Consider the following 25,282-nt stretch of genomic DNA (forward strand, 5'->3'; position numbering starts at 1 on the left):
GCGCCCCGCCCGGGGCCGGTCTAGGACGACTTGCGCACGCGCAGGTACCACTCGGCCAGCAGGCGGACCTGCTTTTCGGTGTAGCCCTTGGCCATCATGCGGTTCACGAAGTCCTGGTGCTTCTTCTGCTCGTCGGCGCTGGCCTTGGCGTTGAAGGAGATGACCGGCAGCAGTTCCTCCGTGTTCGAGAACATCTTCTTCTCGATCACCGCCCGCAGCTTCTCGTAGCTGGTCCAGGCCGGGCTCTTGCCTTCGTTCTTGGCCCGGGCCCGCAGCACGAAGTTCACCACCTCGTTGCGGAAGTCCTTGGGATTGCTGATGCCTGCCGGCTTTTCGATTTTCTCCAGCTCGTCGTTGAGGGCGCCCCGGTCGAGGATTTCCCCGGTGTTGGGGTCGCGGAACTCCTGGTCCTGAATCCAGAAATCGGCGTAGGTGACGTAGCGCTCGAAGATGTTCTGGCCGTATTCGCTATAGCTTTCCAGGTAGGCGGTCTGGATCTCCTTGCCGATGAATTCGGCGTAGCGGGGCGCCAGATATTCCTTGATGAAGCGCATGTAGCGCTCCTCCACCTCGGGCGGATATTGCTCCTGCTCGATCTGCTGCTCCAGCACGTACATCAGATGCACTGGATTGGCCGCCACCTCCCGGTGGTCGAAGTTGAAGACCTTGGAAAGAATCTTGAAGGCGAAGCGGGTGGAGAGCCCTGTCATGCCCTCGTCCACCCCGGCGTAGTCGCGATACTCGGGGTAGCTCTTGGCCTTCGGGTCCGTATCCTTGAGGTTCTCCCCGTCGTACACCCGCATCTTGCTGTAGAGGCTGGAATTGTCCGGTTCCTTCAGGCGCGACAGGGCCGAGAACTGGGCCATCATGCGCAGGGTATCCGGTGCGCAGGGGGCGTGGGCCAGGGAGGAGTTGGTGAGCAACTTTTCGTAGATCTTGATCTCTTCCGAAACCCGCAGGCAGTAGGGCACCTTGACGATGTAGATACGGTCGAGAAAGGCCTCGTTGTTGCGGTTGTTCTTGAAGGCCTGCCATTCAGCCTCGTTGCTGTGGGCCAGGATCAGGCCATCGAAGGGAATGGCACCGAAGCCTTCTGTCCCCTTGTAGTTGCTTTCCTGGGTGGCCGTCAGCAGGGGATGCAGCACCTTGATGGGGGCCTTGAACATCTCCACGAATTCAAGGATGCCCCGGTTGGCCAGGCACAGGCCGCCGGAGTAGCTGTAGGCATCCGGGTCGTCCTGGGAATAGCTCTCCAGCTTGCGGATGTCGATCTTGCCCACCAGGGAGGAAATGTCCTGGTTGTTCTCGTCCCCCGGCTCGGTCTTGGCCACGGCGATCTGGGAAAGCACCGAGGGGCGCAGCTTGACGACGCGGAACTGGGTGATGTCGCCGTTGAACTCATGCAGGCGCTTCACCGCCCAAGGCGACATGATGCTGCCCAGGTAACGGCGGGGAATGCCGTAATCCTCTTCCAGGATCGGCCCATCCTCCTCGGCCCGGAATAGGCCCAGGGGCGACTCATGCACCGGGCTGCCCTTGATGGCATAGAAGGGCACCTTCTCGATGAGCCCCTTGAGGCGCTCGGCCAGGGAAGACTTGCCGCCCCCCACCGGCCCCAGCAAGTAGAGAATTTGCTTCTTTTCTTCCAGGCCCTGGGCCGCATGGCGGAAGTAGGCGACGATATGCTCAATTACCTCTTCCAGGCCGTAGAACTCCCGAAAGGCCGGGTAGAGCTTGATCACCTTGTTGGCAAAGATGCGCGACAGACGCGGCTCCAGGCGGGTATCCACCAGTTCCGGCTCGCCGATGGCGAGCAGCATGCGCTCGGCCACGCTGGCATAGGCGGAGGGATCGGAGCGGCACAGTTCCAGGTATTCCTGGACCGACATTTCTTCTTCCCGAGCGGCGTCGAAGCGGGCCTGATAGTTGCTGAAGATGGTCATGGCATCCTCCTGCGTGATAAGCCTCTTGCCCGTTAGAACCGCAGGGGCAAAAAAAAGTTACGTCCGCCGCGAAAAATTCCTGCGTTGCCGCCGTTCAAGGCCCATGCTAACTTTGCCCTTCACCCTTCAGGTCCGCCCCTCCAGGCCCGGCAATGCCCCAGACGCTTCCCCTTATCACCCATGCTGCCGAGGACGGCGCCCCCCAGCCGGCAAACGCGCTGCGCAGCACCCCTCCCTGGTCCCTCCTGGCCCTGCTGCTGGCCTTGGTCAGCATCGCTGCCGCCCTGTTGCGCGGTGGTCAGCCAACCTGGCTGTCCTTCATCGCCATCGCCGCCACCTGTCTGGCCGCCGCCGTAGGCCTGCGGGAGATCATGGTCCTGCGCCGCACCAACCGGGCCCATGCCCTGGCCATGGAAGGCGCCCATGACGGCATGTGGTCCTGGAACCCGGTCAGCAAGGAACTGCAGGTAGGCCAGCGCCTGCTTTCCATCCTCGGCTACGACGAAAACTTCCTGCCCGACACCCACGCCTGGCTGGCCCTGGTGCACCCGGAGGACGTGGCCCACTACAACCGGGCCGTAGCCGAACACCTGAAAGGGGTGACGCCCCATTTCTACTGCGAATACCGGGTGCGGGCGAAGAGCGGCCAGTATCGCTGGATCGCCTCCCGGGGCATCGCCGAGCGGGACCCCCGGGGCATCGCCAACCTGATGGCCGGCTCGGTCACCGATATCACCGAGCGCAAGGAACACGAAGAGCGGATGCGCTATCTGGCCCATCACGACCAACTGACAGGCCTGCCCAACCGCCTGCTGCTGGCTGACCGCCTGCCCCAGGCCCTGGTCCGCGCACGGCGGCGCCAGGACCGGGCGGCCATCCTGTTCATCGACCTGGACCGCTTCAAGAACATCAACGATTCCCTCGGCCACTCCCTGGGTGACCGTCTGTTGCAGCGAGTGGCCCACCGTCTGCAAGAAGCCCTGCGCCAGTCGGACACCATCGTGCGCCAGGGCGGCGACGAATTCATCGTCGTGCTCGGCGACCTGCCCAGCCCCGAGCGGGCCGGCCAGATCGGGGCCAAGCTGCTGGAGGCCATCTCCCAGCCCTACCAGGAAAACGGCTACGACTTCTTCCTCACTGCCAGCATCGGCATCGCCCTCTTCCCCGACGATGGAGAAGATCAAGACACCTTGCTGCGCAACGCCGATACCGCCATGTACGAAGGCAAGTCCAACGGCGGCAACACGGTGCGCTTCTACACCGGCCGCATGAACGAGCGACTGCAAACCCGGGTGAATGTGGAAAGCGGCCTGCGCCGGGCCCTGGATCGGCAGGAACTGCAACTGCACTACCAGCCCCAGATCGACCTGGCCACCGGCCGCCTGGAAGGCGCCGAGGCCCTACTGCGCTGGAACGACGGCGGCCACATCGTGCCGCCGGATCGCTTCATCCCCGTGGCCGAGGAAACCGGACTGATCGTGCCCATGGGGTTGTGGGTGCTGGATACGGCCATCGCCCGGGCCGCCGCCTGGCGGCTGCACTGGCAGATCCACCGGGGAGCCGGCGCCGAGCCACCCCGCGTCGCCATCAACCTCTCGGCCCGCCAATTCTGGGGCGGGGGCATTGCCCAGTACGTACTGCAACGCCTGGAACGGGAAGGCTTGCCACCATCAGCCATCGAACTGGAAGTTACGGAATCGGTGCTGCTGCGCCAGGAAGGGGACGCAGTGGAGGAGCTACGGCATCTGCACGATGCCGGCGTGGCCCTGGCCCTGGACGACTTCGGTACCGGCTACTCCTCCCTCTCCTACCTGCGTCTGCTGCCCATCGATACCCTGAAGATCGACAAATCCTTCATCGCCGCCCTGGATGGCAACGACGGCGACGGAGAAACCATCGTCCGGGCCATCCTGGCCATGGCCCACAATCTGGGTCTGCGGGTGGTGGCCGAAGGCGTGGAGCGGCAATCCCAACTACAGGTATTGCAGGAAATGGGCTGCGACAGCATGCAGGGCTATCTGGAAAGCCGGCCCCTGCCGCCGGAAGACTTCCTGCGGCGCTACTGTTCCTGAGGAAACGCCCGCGCGCCAGGGCGTGGGAGCAGACAAGGCAGGCGTCGCTTGGCGTACGGCCATGGCCATGGCCAGTAGGCCGAAACTTGGCTCAGATAGGGGCTAGAAATAGACGCGGCAGAAGCCGCTGGCGGTGACAGGCTTGGCGACGGTGCCGAGCCAGAAGAAGAAAAGACAAAGGGCGGCCGTGAAGGCCGCCCAGCGCACCGCCCGCCGGTGCCGGGCGAGGAACGCACGACAGGGCAGGCAGCGATTCAGCATGACACTCAGACTTCGGTACGGGCCGCGCGCTTGCGGTCGTTTTCGGAGAGGTGACGTTTGCGGATACGAATGGACTTGGGGGTAATTTCCACCAGTTCATCATCGTCGATGAATTCGACGGCGGATTCCAGGGTCAGCTTGATCGGGGTGGTCAGACGCACGGCTTCGTCGGTACCGGAAGCGCGCACGTTGGTCAGCTTCTTGCCCTTGATGGGGTTAACCACCAAGTCGTTTTCCCGGCTGTGGATGCCGATGATCATGCCTTCGTACAGCTTGTCGCCGGGGCTGACGAACATGCGGCCACGGTCTTCCAGGTTCCACAGGGCGTAAGCCACGGCTTCGCCGTTTTCCTGGGAGACCAGCACGCCGTTGTGGCGGCCGGGCAGGTCGGGCTTGACGGGCTTGTAGTCGTCGAAAATGTGGCTCATCAGACCGGAACCGCGGGTCATGGTGAGGAAGTCGGACTGGAAGCCGATCAGGCCGCGGGCCGGGATGTGGTACTCCAGGCGGGTACGGCCGTTGCCATCGGATTCCATGTTGGTCAGTTCGCCACGACGACGGCCCAGTTCTTCCATGACGGCGCCCTGGTTTTCGTCTTCCAGGTCGATGGTCAGGTTTTCGTAGGGCTCGCACTTCTCGCCGTCGATGTCCTTGAACACCACACGGGGCTTGGCCACGGCGATCTCAAAGCCTTCGCGGCGCATGTTTTCAAGCAGGATGGTGAGGTGCAGTTCGCCACGGCCAGAAACGCGGAAGACGTCGGAGTCGCCGGTGTCTTCAACGCGCAGCGCGACGTTGGTCAGCAGTTCCTTGGTCAGGCGGTCACGGATCTGGCGGCTGGTGACGAACTTGCCTTCGGTACCGGCCAGGGGGGAAGAGTTCACCATGAAGTCCATGGTCAGGGTGGGCTCATCCACGGTCAGCATGGGCAGGCCGATGGGGTTGTCCTTGTCGGAGATGGTCAGGCCGATGCCGATATCTTCGATGCCGGAGATGATGATGATGTCGCCGGCTTCGGCCTGCTCCACCGGCACCCGATCCAGGCCCTGGAAGCCCAGCACCTGGTTGATGCGACCGGAGGCCACCTGGTCTTCGTGGTTCATCACCGCCACGGCCTGGCCGGGCTTGATGCGACCATTGAGCACGCGACCAACGCCAAGGCGGCCGGTGTAGGTGGAGTAGTCCAGAGCGGCGATCTGCAATTGCAGGGGAGCATCAGGGCTGCCGGAGGGAGTCGGCACGTGAGACAGCACGGTCTCGAACAGGGGACGCATGTCGCTGGATTCTTCTTCCAGCTTCAGCTTGGCAAAACCGTTCAGGCCGGAAGCGTAGATGATGGGGAAGTCCAGTTGCTCGTCGGTAGCACCCAGCTTGTCGAACAGATCGAAGGTCTGATCCACCACCCAGTCAGGACGGGCACCGGGACGGTCCACCTTGTTGATCACGACGATGGGGCGCAGGCCCAGGGCCAGGGCTTTCTTGGTCACGAAGCGGGTTTGCGGCATGGGGCCTTCCACCGCATCCACCAGCAGCAGCACGCCATCCACCATGCCCAGCACCCGTTCCACTTCGCCGCCGAAGTCGGCGTGCCCCGGGGTGTCCACGATGTTGATGTGGGTGCCTTCGTAATCAATGGCGGTGTTCTTGGCCAGAATGGTGATGCCCCGTTCCTTTTCCAGGTCGTTGGAGTCCATCACCCGCTCGTCCACCTGCTGGTTGTCACGGAAGGTGCCGGATTGGCGGAGGAGCTGGTCCACGAGGGTGGTCTTGCCGTGGTCCACGTGGGCGATGATGGCGATGTTGCGGATGGGACGGGACATGGGAATTCGCTGTAAAAGATGAATGTCGGGGAAAAAAAGAGGGCCGTTGACGAACGACCCTTTTTTGAAGGCCGCCATTCTATCACAAACAGACCATTGTTTTTGCAGTGCAATATGGGGGCGTGACGGACGCGCTTCGCCGCACGCCCCTGCACCCTCCGCCCGGGCTGCTAGAATGCGGCCCTTCCCTCCCTGACTGCCGCCGAGCCCGATGTCCGCCCCTTCCCTGTTCGCCGAATTGCCCGGGCACACCCTGGCCATTGCCGTGCTGCTGGCGGCGATCTGTGCCGGCTTCCTGCTGCGTTTTGTCTTCCCGGCCTGGCGCCTGGGGCGACTCTTCCGCAGCACCATCCTGCGCCTGGAGGCCCTGCGGGCCGAAGGCGGCATGGCCGACCCCCAGGCCATCGGCCGGGACATCATGAACGCCCCGCCCCTGGCCCACCTGTGGCGGGAATATGCGCAGACACTGCACCCCACCCGCACCGAGGCCGGCCCCCGCTGGCGCGCCACGGCCCTGGCAGAGAATTTCCTCACCGAGCAGGCCCTGGTGGATACCCCCATGCGGGCCGAGTTCTACAAGCACCTGCCGGGCATCCTTACCGGCATCGGCATTCTCGGTACCTTCTCCGGCCTCATCGTCGGCCTTACCCACTTCGAGGTATCAGCCAGCACGGACGTGGTACGGGGCAGTTTGAAGGAACTGATCCAGGGCGTCGGCCACGCCTTCAAGATTTCCGCCGTGGCCATCGGCCTGGCCATGCTCCTGACCTGGGTGGAGAAATCCCTGGTGGTGGCCCGTTACCGCCAGGTCGAGCGGCTCAACCAGCTCATCGACAGCCTGTTCGATACCGGCATTGGCGAGGAATATCTGGCCCGCCTTGTGGAGGCTGGCGAAGGCTCGGCCAAGCAGGCCGCCCAACAAGCGGCACAGTTGCGCCAGGCCATGGTGGCTGAACTGCGCCAGGCCCTGGGAGCCATGGCCGAACAGCAGCAGCAGGCGGGCCAGCGCCATCTGGAAGCCATGTCCTCTAGCCTGGCCAATGCCGTCGGCCAGAGCATCCGGGACCCCCTGGAGCGTCTGGCCCAGGCGCTGGAGCGGCTGGAGGCCCGCCAGGGAGATGCCGTGGCCGAGGCCCTGGGCGCCCGACTGGATCAGGCCACCCAGCAACTCGGCAGCCGTTTCGAGCGCCAGGAGCAGGAAGCCGAAGGGCGTCAGGCCCGCCTTCTGGCTGGACTGGAAGCAGCAGCCCAGGGGTTCCAGGAAGGCAGCCGGCGCCTGGAGGCCAGCCTTGAACGCTCCCTCGGCCAACTTTCTGGCCAGCTGAACCAACAATTGCAGCAGCAAATGGCCGACCTGGCCGATGGCCAGCAACTCCAACAGGAACGCCTGGGGGCCCAAACGGACCTGCTCATGGGCAAAGTCGCCGGGCAACTCCAGGGCGTTACCGGCGAATTGCGCCAGGCAGCGGCGACCCTGGAAAGCTGCGTCGCCACCTTCGCCCGCAGTGGTGGTCAGGCCGCCAGCCAGCTCACCGCCAGCGCCGAAGCCGTGCAACTGGCTTGTGGCGGCTTTGCCGCCACGGGCCGGGATCTGGGTCATCTGGCCCAATCCGTCCTCGAGGCCGGCCGCAGCATCCAGCAGGCCGCTGGAGCACTGGCCGAGGCCGGTTCGGGTAATGCAGCCCTGCTGCAACAGCAGCAGCACCTGGGCGGCAGCCTGCAGACCCTGCTGCATCAGCTGCAGGAAACTGTCGCCCAGGCCCGGCAGGAGGCCGCCCTCAATGTGGATGTGGTGACCCGCCTGGAGAGTGCCGCCCAGGCCCTGGCCCGGGCCGAGCACCGCGCCGACACGTATCTGCAGGGCGTCAGCCGGGTCCTGGGTGAAGCCCACGGCGCCTTCACGGAGCACCTCTCCCACTCCCTCAAGGAAGGCAACCGGCAGTTCCAGCAGGAAGTGGCCGAAGCCGTGGCCTATCTCAAGGATGCCATCGAGCACCTGGGGGACGTGCTGGCCGATGCCAAAGCGTAACGGACGCAGCACGCCATGAACGGACTCCTGCCCTCCAGACGCCGCCCCCGGCGGGATGATGGGGAAAAGCCCTTCTGGATTTCATTTTCCGATCTCATGTCGGGCCTCATGGTGCTGTTCCTGGTGGCCATGACCGTGGCTCTGCTGACGGTGACCCACGAAATTTCTTCCGCAGAGGAAGAAAAGAGCCAGCGGGAAACCGACATCCAGGCCGTGTTGCAACGGGTACGGCAACTCACCCGGGAATTTCCCGGTGTCACCCTGCGGGGCCAGTCGGTGGATTTCGGCGACCGGGCCCGTTTCGACACCAACAGCCACAAGCTCAACGCCGAGCAGGCGCGCCTGCTGCGCCAGCTGGTGCCCCGCATCCTGGAACTGACCCGGGACCCTCTGGCGGGAAAATGGCTGAAGCAGATCGTGGTGGAAGGCTTTGCCGACGCCCGGGGCGGCTATCTCTACAACCTGCACCTCAGCCTGCAACGCTCGGAGCGGGTGCTCTGCGCCCTCCTCGCCGGCCCGACCGACCAGGCGGACGCCCTCAGCGAGGCCGACCGGCGGGCAGTGCGAGAGCTTTTCCTGGTAGGCGGCTCCTCCTTCAATTTCCAGAAAAGCAGCCCGGAGGAAAGTCGCCGCATTGAACTGCGCCTGGAATTCCGCGAACTGGGGGAACGGCCTGACACCGTAGCCCCACGGCCCCAGGAAAACGACAGCCGCTGTCCCCTGGATACCCCATGAAGCCCACCGGCAGTGATCTGGAGGAACTGGCGCGGCAACTGGCCTGCCATGCCGCCCAGCCCGCCCTGGTGGAAGGAAACGGCCACCACACCCCCTTGAGCAACCCGCTGCAGCGCCTGCGCCTGGCCTTTGGCGACAGTGGCGCCCTGGCCGCCTCTCCCCGCTCCGCCCGGGCCCAGCTGGCCTTCCGCAGCGGCCAGCCCCTCCGCTTCATCGACCTCAAGTATCTCTGCCACGCCGCCAACCGGCCCAATGCCTGGGATGGCCGCCGCCTGCTGGATGATCCACGCCTGCTGGCCCAATTGCTGCGACAGGTCGCTGTCTGGCTGCCCCAGCTGCGCCGCTTCCGCCAGTGCTATCGCGGTCTGCTGGCGGCCTATCGCAGTTGTGAAACGCCCCAGGCCGCCGGACCTGCCGCCCTGGCCGATTTTCTCCAGGTCCACCGGCAGGCCGTGGCCCAATCCCTGCCACCCCTGGAATGGACTCGAACCCTGGCGGCAGAAGTCGCCATCAGCCATCCCGCGGATTCGGCGTAATAAAAACGGCGCACCGTAGTGCGCCGTTGTTCGTTGCTGCTCGCTCTTGCGGTTAGTTGCGTCGTGCCGGACCGCCCCAACCCGCCTGCAGGCTCAATAGCCGATGACGAAATCCGCCAGATCAACGCGGATGGTATCCCGGCCCAGGGCCAGGGCGGCATTGCGGGTGAAATCCTTGGCCCAGCCGCCAGCTTCGGCGAAACGGGCCTCGCCGCCATACTTGGCGACGTTGAGCACCTTGTCGATGATCAACACCTTGCCCACCGGGTTGGAGGGCTCACATTCCAGGCTGACGAATTCCTTGTCAAACCAGCGACGGGCCTCTTCGGCGGTCTGGCCTCCCAGATCCCCCTGGGTGAACTTGAATTCGTACTCCTTGCCTTTGCCGAAAGCGACAATGACGGTGTGGGACATGGATCTCCTCCATTGGGTTAAGGTTAGAATTGTCCGCACTATTCTATGCCCATTTCCGTACGCTGTGGAATGGTCCACAATGCATCTTCGCTTCCGTCGGCCAGGCCGGCGGTGAACCTTGAATCGGCGCCAGCAATCGCGCGTGAACCCGTGGAAATTCCATGACACTTACCGACGACGAAGCCGGCATCATCCGCGGCCGGCTCCATGAACTGGAAGTGGAACACCGGGATCTGGACCTGGTCATCGAACACCTCATCGCCAACCCGCCACCGGACCAGCTGCTGGTGCGCAGGCTGAAGAAGCGCAAACTCCAGGTCAAAGACCGCATCAAGCTGCTCGAAGGCATGCTGGTGCCGGACATGCCGGCCTAAGCCCATAAAAAGAGACTTTCAGGAGAACGCCCATGGCCGGTAAGGACGGCTACACCCTCGACACCCTGGCCCTGCACGCCGGCCAGGTACCCGACCCGCAATACGGCGCCCGCGCCACCCCGATCTATCTTTCCACCTCCTTCGTCTTCAAGGATTCCGACCAGGCCGCCGCCCTCTTCAACATGGAACGGGCCGGCCACGTCTATTCGCGCATCTCCAACCCCACCGTATCGGTGCTGGAGGAGCGCGTTGCCGCCCTGGAAGGCGGCGTCGGCGCCATCGCCACCGCCAGCGGCCAGGCCGCCATGCACCTGGCCGTGGCCACCCTGATGGGGGCCGGCAGCCATATCGTTGCCTCCGGCGCCCTCTACGGCGGCAGCCACAACCTGCTGGACTACACCCTGCGCCGCTTCGGCATCGAGACCACCTTCGTTCCCACCCGGGACGTGGACGCCTGGCGCGCCGCCATCCGCCCCAACACCCGCCTGCTCTTCGGCGAAACCCTGGGCAACCCGGGCCTGGATGTGCTGGACATTCCCCGCATTTCCGCCCTGGCCCACGAACACGGCCTGCCCCTGCTGGTGGACTCCACCTTCACCAGCCCCTATCTGTTGAAGCCCTTCGAGCACGGCGCCGACCTGGTCTTCCACTCCGCCACCAAGTTCCTCTGCGGCCATGGCACCGCCGTCGGCGGCGTGCTGGTGGATTCGGGCAATTTCGATTGGGAAGCCTCGGGTAAATTCCCCACCCTGACCGAGCCCTACGACGGCTTCCACGGCATGGACTTCGCCGAGGAATCCACCGTCGCCGCCTTCCTGCTGCGGGCCCGACGCGAGGGCCTGCGGGACTTCGGCGCCTGCATGAGCCCGATGAATGCCTTCCAGATTCTCCAGGGCGTGGAAACCCTGCCCCTGCGCATGGCCCGCCATGTGGAAAACGCCCGCAAGCTGGTGGATTTCCTCGCCGCCCACGAGGCGGTGGGAAGCGTCGCCTACCCGGGCCTGGAAAGCCACCCGGACCATGCCCTGGCCCAGAAGCTGCTGCCCAAGGGCTGTGGCTCCGTCTTCAGTTTCAGCGTCAAGGGCGGCCGCCCCGCCGGCAAGAAATTCATCGAGACCCTGAAGCTCTTCTCCCACCTGGCCAACGTGGGCGATGCCAAGTCCCTGGTGATCCACCCGGCCTCCACCACCCACTTCCGCATGTCCGACGAGGCCCTGCTGGCGGCCGGCATCGGTGCCGGCACCATCCGCCTCTCGGTGGGCCTGGAAGATGCGGACGACCTCATCGAAGACCTGTCCCGGGGCCTGGCCGCTGCGGTCAAGGCTGCGGCGTAAGGAGGGGGCCATGGAACTGATCGTCCGCGACACCAAGATCTACGCCTACACCGGCGGCAAGACCTTCGACCCGCAAAAGCCCGCCCTGGTCTTCCTCCACGGCGCCGCCAACGACCACACGGTGTGGGGCCTGCAGAGCCGCTATTTCGCCAACCACGGCTACAGCGTGCTGGCGGTGGACCTGCCCGGCCACGGCCGCTCCGGCGGCGAGCCCCTGGCTTCCATCGGTGCCCTGGCCGACTGGGTGGCCGATCTGCTGAATGCCGCCGGCGTGGAAAAAGCCGTTCTGGCCGGCCACTCCATGGGCTCCCTGGCTGCCCTGGAAGCCGCCGCCCGCCATCCCAGCCGCATCGTCAAGATCGCCCTGCTCGGCAGCGCCGTCCCCATGGCCGTCTCCGACCAGCTCTTGGCCGCCGCCAAAGACAAGCCGGAAAAGGCCTACCGCATGATCAACCAGTGGTCCAATGCCCTGGGCCTGGGCGGCAACACCGTTCCCGGCGCCTGGCAGCCCGGGGCCAGCCTGGCCCTGATGCGCCGTGCCAAGCCTGGCTCCCTGTTCATCGACCTGTCCAACTGCAACGACTACCAGACCGGTCTGGAAGCCGCCGCCCAGGTGCAATGCCCGGCCCTGCTGGTGATCGCCAAGCGGGACCTGATGACCCCGCCCCGGGCCGCTGGGGACCTGGCCAAAGCGTTGAAAGACGTGCGCAAGGCCGAGATCGACGGTGCCGGCCACGCCATGATGGCCGAACAGCCGGACCGGGTGCTGGACGCCCTGCGGGCTTTCCTGCTCTAGGCGGAATCCCTCCGCCCTTGCGGGGGCGCTCCCTCCCGAGCCAGCAGCAACACGGCCGTGAGGATCAGGGCGCCCCCCGCCACCTGCGACAACCCCAGACCTTCCCCCAAGAACATCGCTGCCAGCAGCACCGTCACCACCGGCTCCAGGGTGGAAAGCGTCGCTGCATCCGCCGCCCCCAGGCGCGCCATGCCGGCAAAGAAGCCCACCATGCCGAGTATGGTGGATAGCAGCACGATCCCGAATACCGCCCCCCACCCCGTAGCGGAGGCTGGCCACGGGGAATCCCGCCCTATCGCCAGCACGCCGTAGACCACCGCGGCCGCCAGCATGATGACCGTGGAAGCCGCCAGAGGCCCGGCCTGGGCAGTCAGTCGTTCCCCAACCAGGATGTAGCAGGAATAGATGAGGGCGGAGCCCAGGCCCAGAGCAATGCCCAGGGGAGAGCCCGAGAGTTGCCCACCAATGGTCAGCAAGGTGCCACAACAGGCCATGACGACGGCCAGGACCTTGCGCCGGTTCAGGGCCTGACGGCCCAAGACCGCTGCCAGCAACGTCACCAGAACCGGATAGAGATACAGCAACAGGGCCGTCAACCCGGCGGAGGCATGATGCAGGGCCGCGAAATAGCAGTAGGACTGGCCGACGTAGGCGATTCCCCCCATGGCCAGCAGCCCCGGCCAAAGGCGCGGTGCAGGCCATGGGCGGCCTATCAGGCACAGGAAGGCCGCCATGAGGCTGCCGGCCAGGGCGAAACGCAGGATGTGTATTCCGATGAAAAGCGCCAGTGATTCCAATCCCAAAACCGCCACGTGTTCCGATCGTAAACCTTCCACTCATTCCAATGATCGCCGCCAGAGAAGTAAGCTTTCGCACTTCGTACCAAGCTGAGATCGGTTCATCAAGACAGATGGGCACTGGACGAAGCGGCCGTACATGGCGCAGATTAACTGAGTGCTAATCGGCCAAAACAGCCGATGGCCAGATGTGCTGAAATAGTCAGCAACGTTGCGCTTAACTGCCGTTCAGCACTTGCAGTGCAGTGCTGCGAAGCAGAGGTTCAAGTCAACTAGACCTCGGACGGTGATGCGTAGTGATTCATTGGAGCACCGATAGTGACTTTCGATGTGATCAGAACTTCGATCAGCGATCCCCGCTTTTCGTGAGAAGACAAATGCGGGTCCTGACCAATGAGTGCGCCTTTCCAGTAGCTCTCGTAGTAATACATAAATGCATCAGCACGCTTAGGAAACTGTTGATCAAGCCATGTCATATCCAGACAAGGAGGCTCGCCATCACAATCGACGGAGTAAATTGCAGGATGCCCTTTGAACCCAAATCGCTCGATGTAGCGATGCGCATCTTCGATGCTCTTGACTGCAAAAAATGCTGAGAGTCTTGATACGATTGGTAAATCCTTGAGTCGAGGGTTGTGCCTCCGAAAGAGTTCAAGGTAATACTCCCTGTAGGCACAGTCACGGAGTAGCATCAGCTTCTTTGGTGATTCTTCCCCTTTTTCAAGTGCCTCGACAACGCCGGCCGCCTTAAATTGCTGGAGATAGATCCGACCGAAGAGGGATGGTGCTTCAGGACTTAAATCAATAGTCATTCCAGGCGCCAGCCTGCCTAACATGTCAACATGATAAAAAGTAGGCACTTTCTTACCTCTTCGATATTTTCAGGTGCGGCGTAACATTTATAAATACACAGGATTGAGACTGCACCGGTGAGGGATATTCAAGGCAGCAATGGATTTCGGGGAGCTACATCTTCATCTTCCCCTGTTCAGCTCTGACGTCTTCGTGATCTGCACGGCGGATCCAGTCATCAGAGATGGCCATCAACATCGCCGACGTCCGCGGATACATCCATGTCGCATCTGCCCAGTCCTTGTAGCAAGTCGCAAACTCGCGTTCTTGCCTTCCATCCTCGTTGATGCCTTTGCTATAAACGCCGCGTTTGTTAAAGCACTCGATTGCGAACCCGCGTTCGACATGCTCCGCAGCCACCTCATCGATCACTTGGCACACTGCTGATGGCGGCCAAAATGGCTCGCTGGCGTCTTGCGGAGCATGAGCGAGAATGTAGCCAATGCGCTGATCACCGATATCATCGAGGCCCTTTTTAGCTGCTAGCGTTCGAACCGTGGCAACCCATTCGGACAGTATTTGAGCATCAATTTTTCCGTCATGCAGGCCAGGCACTGTCTTGAACGCCGAGAGCAAGTCGTATGAAATATTTGCCCGCGTCTTCATCTCGGCTGTGATGGTTTGTTCAGGCGGCGTATTCTTGCCTCTGAATACGTGTGACAGCACGTCGATGAACATCTCGGGATCGGAAGCCAAAAGGTTGAAGATGGTCAGCGGCTCACTCTCATGACGAAGTAATGGCAGGTAGGCGTATTCCAACCTCCCGACCTCCAATTTGTCGATATCGCTACGCGTGCGCACTTCTTTGAGCGCCTTCGCTACGTAGTAGGAAAGCATGTTGCCAAAGCGCTTGAAGCCGTTATCAACTTGGCTGACACCTTTCGTAAGTAGGTCCACCAGCAGGCTCGACGACAAGTCTTTGGCACGTGAGTGCATCAAGCCTAGGACGTCGATGTCCCTCCCAACGGTTCGGAACTGGTCAATTGCGTACAGCAGGTCATCGAGCGAAGCCTGTATCGGCAGCAAGCCCACGTGGCGCCAGTACTGGTCCCGTACCTCGCTGCCAAGGCCTTCGACATAAGACCAAGTGGTAGGGGTGGCTGGCCAACCGAGCAAAAGTTTGGCTTTTGCGGCGGCGTCCGTAACTTGCGCCAAAAACCGGCCCTTGAATGCGCCTTCCCATTGGTCACCGAACTTGCCCACACCAGCTGCCGATACGTAATACGAAAGACTCGGTGGTGCGGCAGGATCGAGTGCTCCTTGCATCAACTCAAACATTTGCTCAAGCGTGATAGATAGGTGGCTGTGACCCAGCACTTGGCCCAGCAGCTCTGGCAATTTCACCATCCTCGCAAGCCTCAGAACGCCCGGCGCCCCATCGCGGTCAAGGACACGCTGCAGGATTTCCTTGCGCAGGTCAGTTGGGTCCTCAAAGTCCTCGGAGTCTCCCTTGTACTTGCCAATATGCGGTGTCCAGTCATCAAACGCATGGCGGTCAGATACGAGGGGGTCGGTAGGGCGATGACGTTCGACCACCTCTTTCACTGCGGCCAGATCGTTATTGCTCAGTGCCCAGTCTGAGTCTCCAAAATACTCGTTGCGAGCCGACTCATCTTTTAACTTGTGCCAGATTGTGCATCCTTCGTCCACTTGATGAGTGGCCAGGTAGCTATCGACGCGAGCGAGTACTTTTGCACGATTAGGCGCTTGAAGTTGCCCCAATGATTCGATGAAAACGCCAAGGCGTGCCTCGTTATCGCCAGCCGCTACAAGCGCTCGATCAACGACGGCGGTCTCAAAATCCCACACCGAACCAAAGGTGATTTCTTCTGGTTTTTCTGGAGCGAAGTCACGAAGTTTTGGATGTTGCGTGGGCGAGCTGATAGCGTGACTGCACGGAAGGAGCTTCTTGAGCAGTTGCCAGCCGACGTCTGGACACGCCTTAAGGACTGCATCGAGGCATGCAATCCGCTGCGGCTGCAACGCATAGGTGTTGGGCGACCAGCCTAACAGGATGTCGCGCAAGCTGTTGATTGGCCGGTTGACGTGGTTCGAATCTGGCTCCGGATCCAGCTGGCCGAGCTTGGCAAGCACGACCGCAGCGCGGTTGAGGTACCTCGGGTCCCACGCAATCGACTCTAGCGCCCAAAGGAAATGCACATGTGGACTCGACGGGCCGAAGAAGCGGTTGCGCTCCGTCTCGAAGATCTGAGCAATCTGTTCAGGAACGCCCTCGAGCATAGACTCGAGGGCCTTCAAAAAAGGGTTGGGCGCGGCCTCCGCGAGCAGTGCAGTCTGATCGCCGAGGCGCAGTATTGAGTGATGCGATTTGCTCCAATCTGGCAGTGCGTTGATTACGTCGTCGACATACTGCTGAGGCGTCTTGCCTTTGACATGCAGACCGGCAACCTCATGCATTGACGCGATGATGAGGAGCGTCAACGCAAGCCCATCGCGCAGCCATCTACTGTAGTCGGCGTGCGCTACCTTGGCCAGGTTGAACTTTTGATCTCGCGACGGCTGCTCTGGCTGTTTGCCAAACACCTTGACGATGGCGTCTCGCAGCCGCGTGAGGTCGGCGTCGGTCAGCTGACTGCCATAGAAGTAGAAAGCATCGACCGGTGCACGCACCTGCCAAACATCAGCCTCCTTGTCCACTGGGCGATCAGCCAAACTGAGCGTTGGCATTAGGATGCCTTCCAACATCCCATAGGCGTGGTAGCCCCCCAGTTCCTTCAAAATGTTGCAGTCGGTCTCCAGATCGCTCGACCATCCCCCGGCGAGGAAGGCTGGCTTAAGCACAGACACATGCTGCAACCAAGGCGGGTCAGTAGCTGGCGTGTTGTTGATCAATCGCTTTAGGATGGTCAAGCTGCGCCCGCATCGATGCGCAAGCTCGTACCCTTGGCCGTGGTCAAGTCCCATCTCAATGAACCCGTCCACCATGCCTGACGCTGTTGGCCTCTTCAGCAAGGAACCACGCTTGGCCTGAGCACCCGTCGCGGCCGATAGCGTGGGGCATTTTTTGCCAAGCGTGCCGGCCAGGGTTTCGGCGGCGCCAACTGTGATGAAGACCAGGCCGGTGTGCATCGCAAAGAATCGAGCCGCCGCCTCTGTGCGGACAATCAAAGTTCTGGACTCAAGTGATTGGCGCACGGCAGGCGTTGCAGTTCGGATTGTCGCTACCGCGAACGCGATGACTTCCTCAGAAGTTTCGGCGCCGATCATGAAGGACTCGGCTTGTCCGCACAGCTTGCTGAGCAACTCCTCGGCCTCTCGCTGCCGATCGGCAATGACTAGTTTCTCACTGAGCGGCGGCTTGAACTGCGTACTGAATTCCTCCCAGTATTCGTCTGTACTCAAGGCGCCGTCTTTGGGTGCCGTCCCGAGCACATTTCGGGCGTATCGAGCAGCAATCGCAGGATGGTCTTTTAGCCATTGAACGAGCGATACGCCATCAAGGTATTTAACGTCTTTCCACTTTCGCTCTTTGCGGCGGTCATCTTCCCATTCAGGGATTTTTTTCGTCGGCGTATCCCAGCACCCGAGATTGACCAGAACCAAGGTGTTCTCAGCCATCTCGTCATCGGGCGTCTGGTTGGTCCGCTTCACGTAATCAGATGTCGCTTTTTTCTCTCCAGGGCCGGTTCCAAACTCCCACTTAGACTTGCCCTCCGGAACGAATCCCTTGGCCTCATCCGTCTCCAAATCGCCATCCCAGCCACGTAACTGGCTGACTTCGCCGCTCGGGAAGCGGAACCGTGTCGCATCGTCAATAGTCATCCGAATGAGATCCGCGAGCATGGCCATCAGCATCTCTCGGGCATTCAATCGGCCAGCCCAGGCCTCAAGAGCTTTTTCGTCGATCCATTGCATGCTTGCCCCTCCGATCACGCAGCAGTCCGTGCTTACGTCATTTTTTATGAGTTCGCGATTATATTCCAGTCTGGGTACGAGCTATTGCCGTTGTCCTGTAGCTCAGTCTCTATGTGGACGTAAGTCCATCCCGAGATTTGTATTCCCATACAACTGAAAATACTGCGATTGACCACCATATGCGGCTAAACGGCAGCTAACCGGCTCATTGCCGCTGAATGCAGGCCAAAGACCCAAGGTTGGCTTTGGCCGAACTGCTGCCCCATACTCTTGCATGACCGTTGTATATTACTTAAGCCACTTTTCCCAACCATTTCCCCAATCGTTGGCTCGGTACATCCCTGCAAGCCTGGGCCCAAAATAATCAATCCGATTTTTTGCCCATTTCTGCCCGTGCCAGAACAAACGCATGTTCATACGCTTTCCTGGGGAAAGTACCACCCAGTATTGGCAAACCTGATCGACGTAGGTGAAAAGTTCGGGGTAGTGCACGCAAGTTTCCGGTGCGTCTGCCAGGATGGGTTGCAGCCGGGCATAGCAATCGAGCACCATGTCACGTAGCTCATGAGAAGCTGTCTCCTCTGAGAGCTTGGCAAGGATGGCGATTGCTGCCAGCGCATCAAAACTTCCCAGCGCCACAAGGCGATCAAAGTGCTCATCGGTTAATTGGACGAGATCTGCTTGCCCCTTGATCGAGCCTTCAGTCGTGATCAAAACATCAACGACTGGCAGGGATAGGGTTTGTAACTGGCGCTGCAATGCCCAGCGATCCAGATTAGCCCCTTTGAGAACATCCCAAATGGGATTATCAAACCAACTCGCCGTTCCAGGAAAGTGTCGCTCAGCGAGGTCAACCGAATCTTTCGGATCGTGGTTGCGTTTGGGAACCCGGGTGCCACGTTCATAACTGTCCCACTTCCTAGGACGATTGACCCCATCAGCAGAAATGCGGACAAGGTGGGGCTCTAAGGCTTTCTCGATCGCATAGGCACTGGGTAAACCTGAGCGCAGCTTGAGCACATGGAACCAAAACTGAGTCCTCAAGACATCAATCAGGTTGCGTGGTGGTCTGCCGGGTTTTGGGGGGGTATTGAATTTTGGCATCTACATAGAGTACAGAAATTAAAAATTTCTGTTCGGGTGGAGTGACTGTGTGATCTGGCGAACACTGCGTGACCAACGAGCACATTGACCGCTATGACCCTTTCGCCACCGCCTGAATCACACCTGCCCTTGGGGGCCTTCGACGCACACGAGCCGCCGCCGCGTCCGCTTGTAGAGCAGTTGTATGAAGACCTTCGAGCGCGCAATGGCCCAATCCTCGGCGGCGCCGATTTAGCTCAAGCCATGGGATATCGCTCCCTGGCCGCATTCCGTCAGGCCCGCCGACGCGGTCAAGTCGAAGTTGTCCTATTCACCTTGCCCAACCGTCGAGGAGTCTTTGCCCTAGGCCTGGATGTGGCCCAATGGTTAGCGGATGCGCGTCAAGCAAACTTGGTGGCGGGGAACGACGGCAAGCACGCAGCTAGGATGTCAGGTCCTCCATAGCCGCTTCATTCCCATTGCGGCATTCCGGATTCCCCATTGATCAGAGTGTTACACCCTGAGCCGTGACACCGCAGCTTGGCTGGCCGGGTTACGCCTAGCCGTCGACATCACCTGCCAGGAAGGAGAGAGCCCGTGAGCTGATAAACGCGAAAAGATCTGGGCCAGGAAAAGCAAAGCCCCCAGAGGTAGGACTCAGGGGGCCTCACGGAACTGCTTGAAGTAGAGACTTCTAGTCAGATTCTGCGATTCCCATGCCCGTCTGTCAAGGACGGGCGGCCTCCTTCATTTTCCATGACAACCCGCCGATCGCGTCGCGAGGACGAGTCGCGTCGGCACCACTTGGAGAATCGGCTGATGCGTACACGCCAGCCCAGCCTTCCATGGCCAATCGGAGAATCCCAATGAGAAAAATCCGCCAGGTGCTCCGCCTGCATTATGAAAACCAACAGAGCCGACGAGCTATCGCTCGCAGTCTAGGACTGTCGCGCGATGCCATCGCTGACTACCTGACGCGTGCGGCCGCCGCAAAACTGACGTGGCCTCTGCCGCCTGACCTCGATGATGCCGCGCTGGAACAACGACTGTTTCCACCGGTGGTGGCAATCGCCGCACCGCGCAAACCTGAACCCGATTGGGCTCAGATCCACCAGGAACTGAAACGCAAGGGCGCTACCCTGCAAGTGCTGCATGAAGAATATCTCGCCGTGCACCCGGATGGAATGGCCTACAGCCTGTTCTGCCAGCGGCATCGGGAATTCGCGCAGACCTTGAAGCGCTACATGCGGCAGACTTATGTCGCCGGTGAGCGGGTGTTCGTTGATTACGCCGGCCCGACGATGGGCATTGCTGACCGACAGACCGGCGAGATGCTGGTTGCACAAATCTTCGTAGCGGTACTCGGTGCCTCCAACTACATCTATGCCGAAGCGCACTGGTCGCAAAGTCTGCCGGACTGGATTGCCGCACATACTCGCATGCTTGAGCACTTCGGTGCCGTGCCGGCTGTCATCGTCTGCGACAACCTGAAAGCGGCAGTCACCAAAGCCAGCCGGACCGAACCAGTGGTGAATGCCACCTACCAGGATATGGCGGACCACTACGGCACGCTGATTCTCCCCGCTCGCTCCTACCAGCCGAAAGATAAGGCCAAAGCCGAGAATGGTGTGCTGATCGTCGAGCGCTGGATTCTGTTTCGGCTGCGAAAGCGGGTGTTTACCAGCCTCGGGGAATTGAATACAGCGATTCGGGAATTGCTGACTGAAATCAATGCACGGCCATTCCAGAAATTGCCGGGTTCCCGGCAGAGCGCCTTTGAAACGCTGGACCGACCGGCGATGTTGCCGTTGTCCGCCTCGCCTTACGAGTATGCCGAATTCCGAAAAGTTCGCGTCGGTCTGGATTACTGCGTCAAGGTGGATGAACGCCCTTACAGTGTGCCTTTCCGGCTGGCCCGGCGAGAGGTCGAGTTACGCCTGACGGCCGCGACCATCGAAGTACTTCATCGTGGGCAGCGGGTGGCAAGCCATGTTAGGAGTGCAGGCTCCGCACCGGCCATTGATCCGCAGCACATGGAAGCTGCGCACCGGCATTTTGGCCTCTGGGAAGCTGGCGGCGCCTTGGCATGGGCCATGCAAACCGGCCCTCATGTTCATCACTTCTTGCAAACCTTGCTGGCAACCATGCGAACCAGGGAACAAGGCTACCGCGCCCACAATGCCCTAAAAAAACTGGCCAATGATTTTACCAATCGACGGCTTAATGCCGCCTGCTGCCGTGCAATTGAAATCGGCGCCCAATCGCTGTCCAGCGTCCGCTCGATCCTGCGTAACAGCCTGGATCAGCAGCCGACAGCCGTGGATGACGTTCAGGAGGCGAGCTTTGAACATCCGAATGTGCGCGGCGCCGAGTATTACCACTGATCTGAGGAACCCATATGCTGACCAACGATACTTTACGTAAACTAAATGAATTGAAGCTCTTCGGCATGGCTCGGGGCTTCGGGGATCAATTATCCAGTGCCGCCGCAACCCACCTCGCTTTTGAGGAGCGCTTTGGTCTTTTGGTCGATCAAGAAGTGACCTGCCGGGAGAACCGCCGGCTGAAGCGGTTGCTTCAAATCGCCAAACTACGGGAAACCGCTTGTATGGAAGACATCGACTATCGACCTGGTCGGGGTCTGGATCGCAGCGAAATGGCATCGTTATCGCTGTGCAACTGGATTCGACACGGCGTCAATGTGATCGTCACCGGGCCGACAGGTGGGGGAAAAACTTGGCTAGGCTGTGCCTTGGGAAACCAGGCATGCCGGCAGGGGCTAACGGTGATGTTCCACCGTTTGCCCTTATTGCTGGAAGAACTGGCCGTCTCCCATGGGGATGGGAGTTTCCGAAAGCGCTTGAATCAACTGGCCAAGGTTGATTTGCTGATCTTGGACGACTTCGGGATAGCCGCGCTGAATGCAATCGGGCGAAATGACCTGTTGGAGGTTATTGAACAGCGCTCGGGACATCGGTCGACGTTGATTACCAGCCAGTTGCCTGTGGATAGGTGGCATGACTATCTGAGTGGGGGAAATCCGACGATGGCGGATGCTATTTTGGACCGGCTGGTCAGTGGCGCGCATCGTATCGAGCTCAAGGGGGAGTCAATGCGCAAGTTACGCAGAGGAAGTAAACCAAGTTTGATCTGATTGCAGCACTCAGGATCATCATTTCAAAACCCGCTGGACTGGCGGGTTTTTATCGTAACGGGTGGCGCTTTTGAGATTGGAATCGGTGGCCGGCTTTGCATCGTTATAGGTGGCTGGTTTCGGTCGTTATTAGTGGCTGATTTTGGGTGGAATACGCACAGGAATAGCAGGGCCTCCAGCCCGACCCCATCGCCATAGGCGGTCTTGGCAAAAATGGCCATGGCACCAAAACCGGTGGCGGAAGCGACGATCCACAGCACGCCGGGTAGACGGCCGCTGCAATAACCGGAAAAGCGGTTGGAAGCGGAGGTCACGATCTCTCGCCCGATCCCTCACCGGAAGCAGGGGGCCGGGGTGGACGGGCAAACAGCCAGAAACAGGCGCCGAAAATCGCGGCCAGGCCGATCTCCCAGAGAAAGGGGAAATGCCAGACCAGCAACACGGCAGCCAGGACAACAGCCAGAAGCTTGAGCCAGACCATGGGAAATACGGGAAAGGGACGAAGGCCCCATTATGCCCGCCCCGGACGGGGCGGGCAGGCAGGAATCACGGCAGGAATTAAGTGAAAACTACGGCAGCTTTACGGCTACTACAGTGTTACAGCAGGAAACTACCCAGATACCAGGCACCGGCGGCAAACAGGGCGCTACAGGGAATGGTCAGGATCCAGGCCCAGACGATACCGCCAGCCACCCCCCAGCGCACGGCGCTGAACTTGCGGGAGGAGCCGACACCGACGATAGCGCCGGTGATGGTGTGGGTGGTGGATACAGGAATGCCCAGGGCAGTGGCCAGGAACAGGGTCATGGCACCACCGGTTTCGGCGCAGAAACCGCCCACCGGCTTCAGCTTGGTGATCTTCTGGCCCATGGTCTTGACGATGCGCCAGCCACCGAACATGGTGCCCAGGCCGATGGCCACGTAGCAGCAGACCACCACCCAGACGGGGATCGGATCGGTGGACTGGGACAGGCCGGCGGCGATCAGCAGCATCCAGATGATACCGATGGTCTTCTGGGCGTCGTTACCCCCGTGACCCAGACTGTAGAGGCCGGCGGAAAGCAGTTGCAGGCGACGGAACCATTTATCCACCTTGCGCGGCGTGGTGCGGAAAAACAACCAGGATACCGCCACCATGAGCAGGGTACCGAGGATGAAGCCGAGCAGCGGGGAAACGAAAATGAAAGCCACTGTCTTCAGCACACCGGAGGTGATCAGGGCACCGGGACCGGACTTGGCCAAGGCCGCCCCCACCAGGCCGCCAATCAGGGCATGGGAGGAGGAGGACGGAATGCCGTAATACCAGGTGATCAGGTTCCACGCGATGGCCCCGACCAGGGCGCCGAAGATCACGATGTGATCGACGATGGCCGGGTCAATGGTGCCCTTGCCGATGGTGGTAGCCACCTTCAGCTGGAAGATGAAGATGGCGACGATGTTGAAGAAGGCGGCAAAGGCGACCGCCTGGTGGGGCTTCAGAACGCCGGTGGAGACCACGGTGGCGATGGAGTTCGCCGCGTCGTGGAAGCCGTTCATGAAGTCGAAGGCCAGGGCCAGCACCACCAGGAGAACGACTACCCCCAGGCTGATTTCGAGACCGCTCATGACCGGGTCTCAGGAGTTTTCGAGAACGATGCCTTCGAGGATGTTGGCCACATCCTCACAGCGGTCGGTCACGGTTTCCAGCAGTTCGTAGATGGCCTTGAGCTTGATCAGCTGGCGCACGTCCGGCTCGTCGCGGAACAGGCGGGACATGGCGGAACGCATGACGCGGTCGGCATCCGATTCCAGGCGGTCGATTTCCTCACAGGTCTTGAGGATGGCAGGACCCTGGTCGGCGTTGGGCAGCAGGGACACGGCCCAGCGCACACGGTCGCAACAGGAGACGCAGATTTCGGCCAGCTGGATGGCTTCCGGGGTGCCCTTGCGGATGTCGTAGAGGGAAACGGTCTGGGTCACGTCCTGGATCAGGTCCAGGATGTCGTCCATGCCGGTGATGAGAGAGTGAATCTCGTCCCGGTCCAGGGGGGTGATGAAGGTCTTGTGCAGCAGGGCGACCGTCTCATGGGTGATCTTGTCGGCCCGGCTTTCGGCGGTATCGACAGCTTCGGCGGCCTGGCTGGCCTCCTCGGGATTGCGTCCCAGGTGGTTGATGAAAGTGGCCAGGGCTTGCCCCCCCTGGATAATCTGCTCCGCGTGAGCGTTGAACAGATCGAAAAACTTGCCCTCTTGGGGCATCAGGCGTCCGAACATGAATTTTCTATGTGGGTTTTGTGACAGATCGAGATTTTAGCACGGCCGCCCTCCCCGCCGCTGTGCCCTTACGGCTATTGTTCTGCCGGATGCCCGGACAGCCTTGCCAGGACTCGGTTTTCAGCCGTCACGAAGCGTACTTCCTGGAGTACGCCGACGAGATAGCGCTTCTTCAGGGTGAAATCCGTGGGGCGGGCGTGAATAGCCTTCCAGAAGGTAGTGCTTTCCGAGACATAGGGTGCCCGCAGGGCCACCTGGGCGAGCAGACGTACCCCGCCGGGAGCCAATAGGGGGGCAGCCTGCTCCGGAGAGACGGTGACCTCGGCATCGAAGCCGGCATCGTCGTCGGTGCCCCGGGGAATGAAGTCGTAGAGGTTGTCGAAGGCCAGGAAATAGTCGTAGCGCCATTGCACGCCCATGGTTTCCGGCTCGCCGATCTTGTCCTCCCCCTGGTAGCTGCCCCGGTCTTCGGCGACGCTGCCGAGGGGCAGGAATTTGAAGCGGTAATAATCTTCCCGCTCTGGATTGGCCAGGGGCTGCCAGCTCCAGCCTTCGGTGAGCTGATTGAAGGCCATGGGGTAGTGGAGGTGTAGACGGCGACTGGCTTCGTCATAGCTGACCTGCAGGCCGGAATCGGCAGCGGCGGCCACCAGAACGCTCTCGGCCCGGCCTTCACCGGCGGCCACCGCACGATAGGAAGCGACCGGGTCTGGCCAGGCGGTCGCCTGGCCCTGGGCGGTGCTGCCCACCAATGCCAGGACCACGCCCATCCAGGGCGTCAGTTTTTTCAATGCAACGGCCAAGGCCATGGTCAATCCCCCGAAATACCGCTTTGTCGCGGCCCTGCCATTCTTCCCACGTACGGCATGGCAAACCATGATGCAGGTCAAGCCGCCCCGGGGGTCTTGCAGGCGCCTGACGCGCGCAAGCCAAGGTCAATTGGGGAAAAACGA

At 61.1% G+C, this 25,282-nt stretch carries 22 protein-coding genes; 9 read left to right on the forward strand and 13 right to left on the reverse strand.

Features of this window, described 5'->3' with window-relative positions:
- Nucleotides 1–20 precede the first annotated feature (20 nt).
- On the reverse strand, nucleotides 21–1,943 hold the full coding sequence (locus tag AZSI13_RS11245; protein WP_109041252.1) for a PrkA family serine protein kinase: 1,923 nt from the start codon (nucleotides 1,941–1,943) through the stop codon (nucleotides 21–23).
- A gap of 152 nt (nucleotides 1,944–2,095) precedes the next feature.
- Between AZSI13_RS11245 and AZSI13_RS11250 the strand changes: the two genes are divergently transcribed.
- The gene (locus AZSI13_RS11250; protein WP_109041253.1) at nucleotides 2,096–4,015 is read left to right on the forward strand and encodes a bifunctional diguanylate cyclase/phosphodiesterase; all 1,920 of its coding nucleotides are present in this window, start codon (nucleotides 2,096–2,098) and stop codon (nucleotides 4,013–4,015) included.
- 102 nt (nucleotides 4,016–4,117) lie between these two features.
- Here the strand turns inward: AZSI13_RS11250 and AZSI13_RS17590 are convergent, their stop codons facing one another.
- Entirely contained in the window at nucleotides 4,118–4,276 is a 159-nt protein-coding gene (locus tag AZSI13_RS17590; protein ID WP_165833472.1) for a hypothetical protein, read from the reverse strand.
- 5 nt (nucleotides 4,277–4,281) lie between these two features.
- Entirely contained in the window at nucleotides 4,282–6,096 is a 1,815-nt protein-coding gene (gene typA, locus AZSI13_RS11255) for a translational GTPase TypA (RefSeq protein WP_109041254.1), read from the reverse strand.
- 211 nt (nucleotides 6,097–6,307) lie between these two features.
- Between typA and AZSI13_RS11260 the strand changes: the two genes are divergently transcribed.
- From AZSI13_RS11260 to AZSI13_RS11270, 3 genes are read left to right on the forward strand one after another with little or no spacing between them, the layout of a single operon-like run.
- Nucleotides 6,308–8,125: a hypothetical protein gene (locus tag AZSI13_RS11260; protein WP_109041255.1), complete on the forward strand. Its 1,818-nt coding sequence runs from the start codon at nucleotides 6,308–6,310 to the stop codon at nucleotides 8,123–8,125.
- Between the two features lie 15 nt (nucleotides 8,126–8,140).
- Nucleotides 8,141–8,860, forward strand: a complete 720-nt coding sequence (locus AZSI13_RS11265; protein WP_109041256.1) for an OmpA family protein — start codon at nucleotides 8,141–8,143, stop codon at nucleotides 8,858–8,860.
- On the forward strand, nucleotides 8,857–9,396 hold the full coding sequence (locus tag AZSI13_RS11270) for a hypothetical protein (protein WP_109041257.1): 540 nt from the start codon (nucleotides 8,857–8,859) through the stop codon (nucleotides 9,394–9,396). Before AZSI13_RS11265 ends, AZSI13_RS11270 begins: the two co-directional genes overlap by 4 nt.
- Before the next feature lie 93 nt (nucleotides 9,397–9,489).
- Here the strand turns inward: AZSI13_RS11270 and AZSI13_RS11275 are convergent, their stop codons facing one another.
- Nucleotides 9,490–9,810 carry a hypothetical protein gene (locus tag AZSI13_RS11275; protein ID WP_109041258.1) on the reverse strand — a complete coding sequence of 107 codons (321 nt, stop codon included), beginning with the start codon at nucleotides 9,808–9,810 and terminating at the stop codon, nucleotides 9,490–9,492.
- A 161-nt stretch (nucleotides 9,811–9,971) separates the two neighbouring features.
- Here AZSI13_RS11275 and AZSI13_RS11280 point away from each other — a divergent pair, with 161 nt between their 5' ends.
- The 3 genes from AZSI13_RS11280 to AZSI13_RS11290 are packed head-to-tail and all read left to right on the forward strand — an operon-like array spanning nucleotide 9,972 to nucleotide 12,314.
- Nucleotides 9,972–10,184 carry a YdcH family protein gene (locus tag AZSI13_RS11280; RefSeq protein ID WP_109041259.1) on the forward strand — a complete coding sequence of 71 codons (213 nt, stop codon included), beginning with the start codon at nucleotides 9,972–9,974 and terminating at the stop codon, nucleotides 10,182–10,184.
- 32 nt (nucleotides 10,185–10,216) lie between these two features.
- Nucleotides 10,217–11,518 (forward strand): O-acetylhomoserine aminocarboxypropyltransferase, encoded by a 1,302-nt coding sequence (locus AZSI13_RS11285; protein WP_109041260.1) that lies wholly within the window; start codon nucleotides 10,217–10,219, stop codon nucleotides 11,516–11,518.
- Nucleotides 11,519–11,528: 10 nt separating this feature from the next.
- Nucleotides 11,529–12,314 (forward strand): alpha/beta fold hydrolase, encoded by a 786-nt coding sequence (locus tag AZSI13_RS11290; RefSeq protein WP_109041261.1) that lies wholly within the window; start codon nucleotides 11,529–11,531, stop codon nucleotides 12,312–12,314.
- Here the strand turns inward: AZSI13_RS11290 and AZSI13_RS11295 are convergent.
- The 4 genes from AZSI13_RS11295 to AZSI13_RS17310 form a co-directional block, all read right to left on the reverse strand.
- Entirely contained in the window at nucleotides 12,311–13,111 is an 801-nt protein-coding gene (locus AZSI13_RS11295) for a DMT family transporter (RefSeq protein WP_235609740.1), read from the reverse strand. The two genes, AZSI13_RS11290 and AZSI13_RS11295, sit on opposite strands and share 4 nt — an antisense overlap.
- Before the next feature lie 272 nt (nucleotides 13,112–13,383).
- Nucleotides 13,384–13,923: a hypothetical protein gene (locus AZSI13_RS17305; protein WP_133247308.1), complete on the reverse strand. Its 540-nt coding sequence runs from the start codon at nucleotides 13,921–13,923 to the stop codon at nucleotides 13,384–13,386.
- 154 nt (nucleotides 13,924–14,077) lie between these two features.
- Nucleotides 14,078–17,839, reverse strand: a complete 3,762-nt coding sequence (locus AZSI13_RS11300) for a hypothetical protein (protein WP_109041262.1) — start codon at nucleotides 17,837–17,839, stop codon at nucleotides 14,078–14,080.
- 288 nt (nucleotides 17,840–18,127) lie between these two features.
- The gene (locus AZSI13_RS17310) at nucleotides 18,128–18,859 is read right to left on the reverse strand and encodes a hypothetical protein (RefSeq protein ID WP_133247309.1); all 732 of its coding nucleotides are present in this window, start codon (nucleotides 18,857–18,859) and stop codon (nucleotides 18,128–18,130) included.
- A 929-nt stretch (nucleotides 18,860–19,788) separates the two neighbouring features.
- Between AZSI13_RS17310 and istA the strand changes: the two genes are divergently transcribed.
- Both istA and istB read left to right on the forward strand, forming a co-directional pair.
- Nucleotides 19,789–21,306 (forward strand): IS21 family transposase, encoded by a 1,518-nt coding sequence (gene istA / locus AZSI13_RS11315; RefSeq protein WP_109041264.1) that lies wholly within the window; start codon nucleotides 19,789–19,791, stop codon nucleotides 21,304–21,306.
- A 14-nt stretch (nucleotides 21,307–21,320) separates the two neighbouring features.
- The gene (istB, locus tag AZSI13_RS11320) at nucleotides 21,321–22,076 is read left to right on the forward strand and encodes an IS21-like element helper ATPase IstB (protein ID WP_109041265.1); all 756 of its coding nucleotides are present in this window, start codon (nucleotides 21,321–21,323) and stop codon (nucleotides 22,074–22,076) included.
- Nucleotides 22,077–22,099: 23 nt separating this feature from the next.
- Here istB and AZSI13_RS17720 read toward each other — a convergent pair whose 3' ends face one another.
- From AZSI13_RS17720 to AZSI13_RS11340, 5 genes are all read right to left on the reverse strand, one after another.
- Nucleotides 22,100–22,390 (reverse strand): hypothetical protein, encoded by a 291-nt coding sequence (locus AZSI13_RS17720; protein ID WP_201262358.1) that lies wholly within the window; start codon nucleotides 22,388–22,390, stop codon nucleotides 22,100–22,102.
- On the reverse strand, nucleotides 22,387–22,557 hold the full coding sequence (locus AZSI13_RS17595; protein ID WP_165833474.1) for a hypothetical protein: 171 nt from the start codon (nucleotides 22,555–22,557) through the stop codon (nucleotides 22,387–22,389). Before AZSI13_RS17595 ends, AZSI13_RS17720 begins: the two co-directional genes overlap by 4 nt.
- Nucleotides 22,558–22,673: 116 nt before the next feature.
- Complete coding sequence (locus tag AZSI13_RS11330) at nucleotides 22,674–23,681, reverse strand: inorganic phosphate transporter (RefSeq protein WP_109041266.1); 1,008 nt, start codon at nucleotides 23,679–23,681, stop codon at nucleotides 22,674–22,676.
- 9 nt (nucleotides 23,682–23,690) lie between these two features.
- A complete protein-coding gene (locus AZSI13_RS11335; protein WP_109041267.1) occupies nucleotides 23,691–24,329 on the reverse strand; it encodes a DUF47 domain-containing protein in 639 nt (212 codons plus the stop codon).
- Between the two features lie 74 nt (nucleotides 24,330–24,403).
- On the reverse strand, nucleotides 24,404–25,138 hold the full coding sequence (locus AZSI13_RS11340; RefSeq protein WP_133247310.1) for a hypothetical protein: 735 nt from the start codon (nucleotides 25,136–25,138) through the stop codon (nucleotides 24,404–24,406).
- Nucleotides 25,139–25,282 lie beyond the last annotated feature (144 nt).

This window comes from Azospira sp. I13, assembly GCF_003112695.1.
GTDB lineage: Bacteria > Pseudomonadota > Gammaproteobacteria > Burkholderiales > Rhodocyclaceae > Azospira.

Bases quoted from the DNA above. Each gene is read 5' to 3' on its own strand.
- AZSI13_RS17305 (WP_133247308.1), bottom strand. From the start codon at position 13,923: ATGACTATTGATTTAAGTCCTGAAGCACCATCCCTCTTCGGTCGGATC.
- istB (WP_109041265.1), top strand. From the start codon at position 21,321: ATGCTGACCAACGATACTTTACGTAAACTAAATGAATTGAAGCTCTTC.
- istA (WP_109041264.1), top strand. From the start codon at position 19,789: ATGAGAAAAATCCGCCAGGTGCTCCGCCTGCATTATGAAAACCAACAG.
- AZSI13_RS11335 (WP_109041267.1), bottom strand. From the start codon at position 24,329: ATGTTCGGACGCCTGATGCCCCAAGAGGGCAAGTTTTTCGATCTGTTC.
- AZSI13_RS11280 (WP_109041259.1), top strand. From the start codon at position 9,972: ATGACACTTACCGACGACGAAGCCGGCATCATCCGCGGCCGGCTCCAT.
- AZSI13_RS11245 (WP_109041252.1), bottom strand. From the start codon at position 1,943: ATGACCATCTTCAGCAACTATCAGGCCCGCTTCGACGCCGCTCGGGAA.
- AZSI13_RS11270 (WP_109041257.1), top strand. From the start codon at position 8,857: ATGAAGCCCACCGGCAGTGATCTGGAGGAACTGGCGCGGCAACTGGCC.
- AZSI13_RS11250 (WP_109041253.1), top strand. From the start codon at position 2,096: ATGCCCCAGACGCTTCCCCTTATCACCCATGCTGCCGAGGACGGCGCC.
- AZSI13_RS11285 (WP_109041260.1), top strand. From the start codon at position 10,217: ATGGCCGGTAAGGACGGCTACACCCTCGACACCCTGGCCCTGCACGCC.
- AZSI13_RS11275 (WP_109041258.1), bottom strand. From the start codon at position 9,810: ATGTCCCACACCGTCATTGTCGCTTTCGGCAAAGGCAAGGAGTACGAA.
- AZSI13_RS17590 (WP_165833472.1), bottom strand. From the start codon at position 4,276: ATGCTGAATCGCTGCCTGCCCTGTCGTGCGTTCCTCGCCCGGCACCGG.
- AZSI13_RS11290 (WP_109041261.1), top strand. From the start codon at position 11,529: ATGGAACTGATCGTCCGCGACACCAAGATCTACGCCTACACCGGCGGC.
- AZSI13_RS11340 (WP_133247310.1), bottom strand. From the start codon at position 25,138: ATGGCCTTGGCCGTTGCATTGAAAAAACTGACGCCCTGGATGGGCGTG.
- AZSI13_RS11330 (WP_109041266.1), bottom strand. From the start codon at position 23,681: ATGAGCGGTCTCGAAATCAGCCTGGGGGTAGTCGTTCTCCTGGTGGTG.
- AZSI13_RS11300 (WP_109041262.1), bottom strand. From the start codon at position 17,839: ATGCAATGGATCGACGAAAAAGCTCTTGAGGCCTGGGCTGGCCGATTG.
- AZSI13_RS17595 (WP_165833474.1), bottom strand. From the start codon at position 22,557: ATGGTCTGGCTCAAGCTTCTGGCTGTTGTCCTGGCTGCCGTGTTGCTG.
- AZSI13_RS11265 (WP_109041256.1), top strand. From the start codon at position 8,141: ATGAACGGACTCCTGCCCTCCAGACGCCGCCCCCGGCGGGATGATGGG.
- AZSI13_RS11260 (WP_109041255.1), top strand. From the start codon at position 6,308: ATGTCCGCCCCTTCCCTGTTCGCCGAATTGCCCGGGCACACCCTGGCC.
- typA (WP_109041254.1), bottom strand. From the start codon at position 6,096: ATGTCCCGTCCCATCCGCAACATCGCCATCATCGCCCACGTGGACCAC.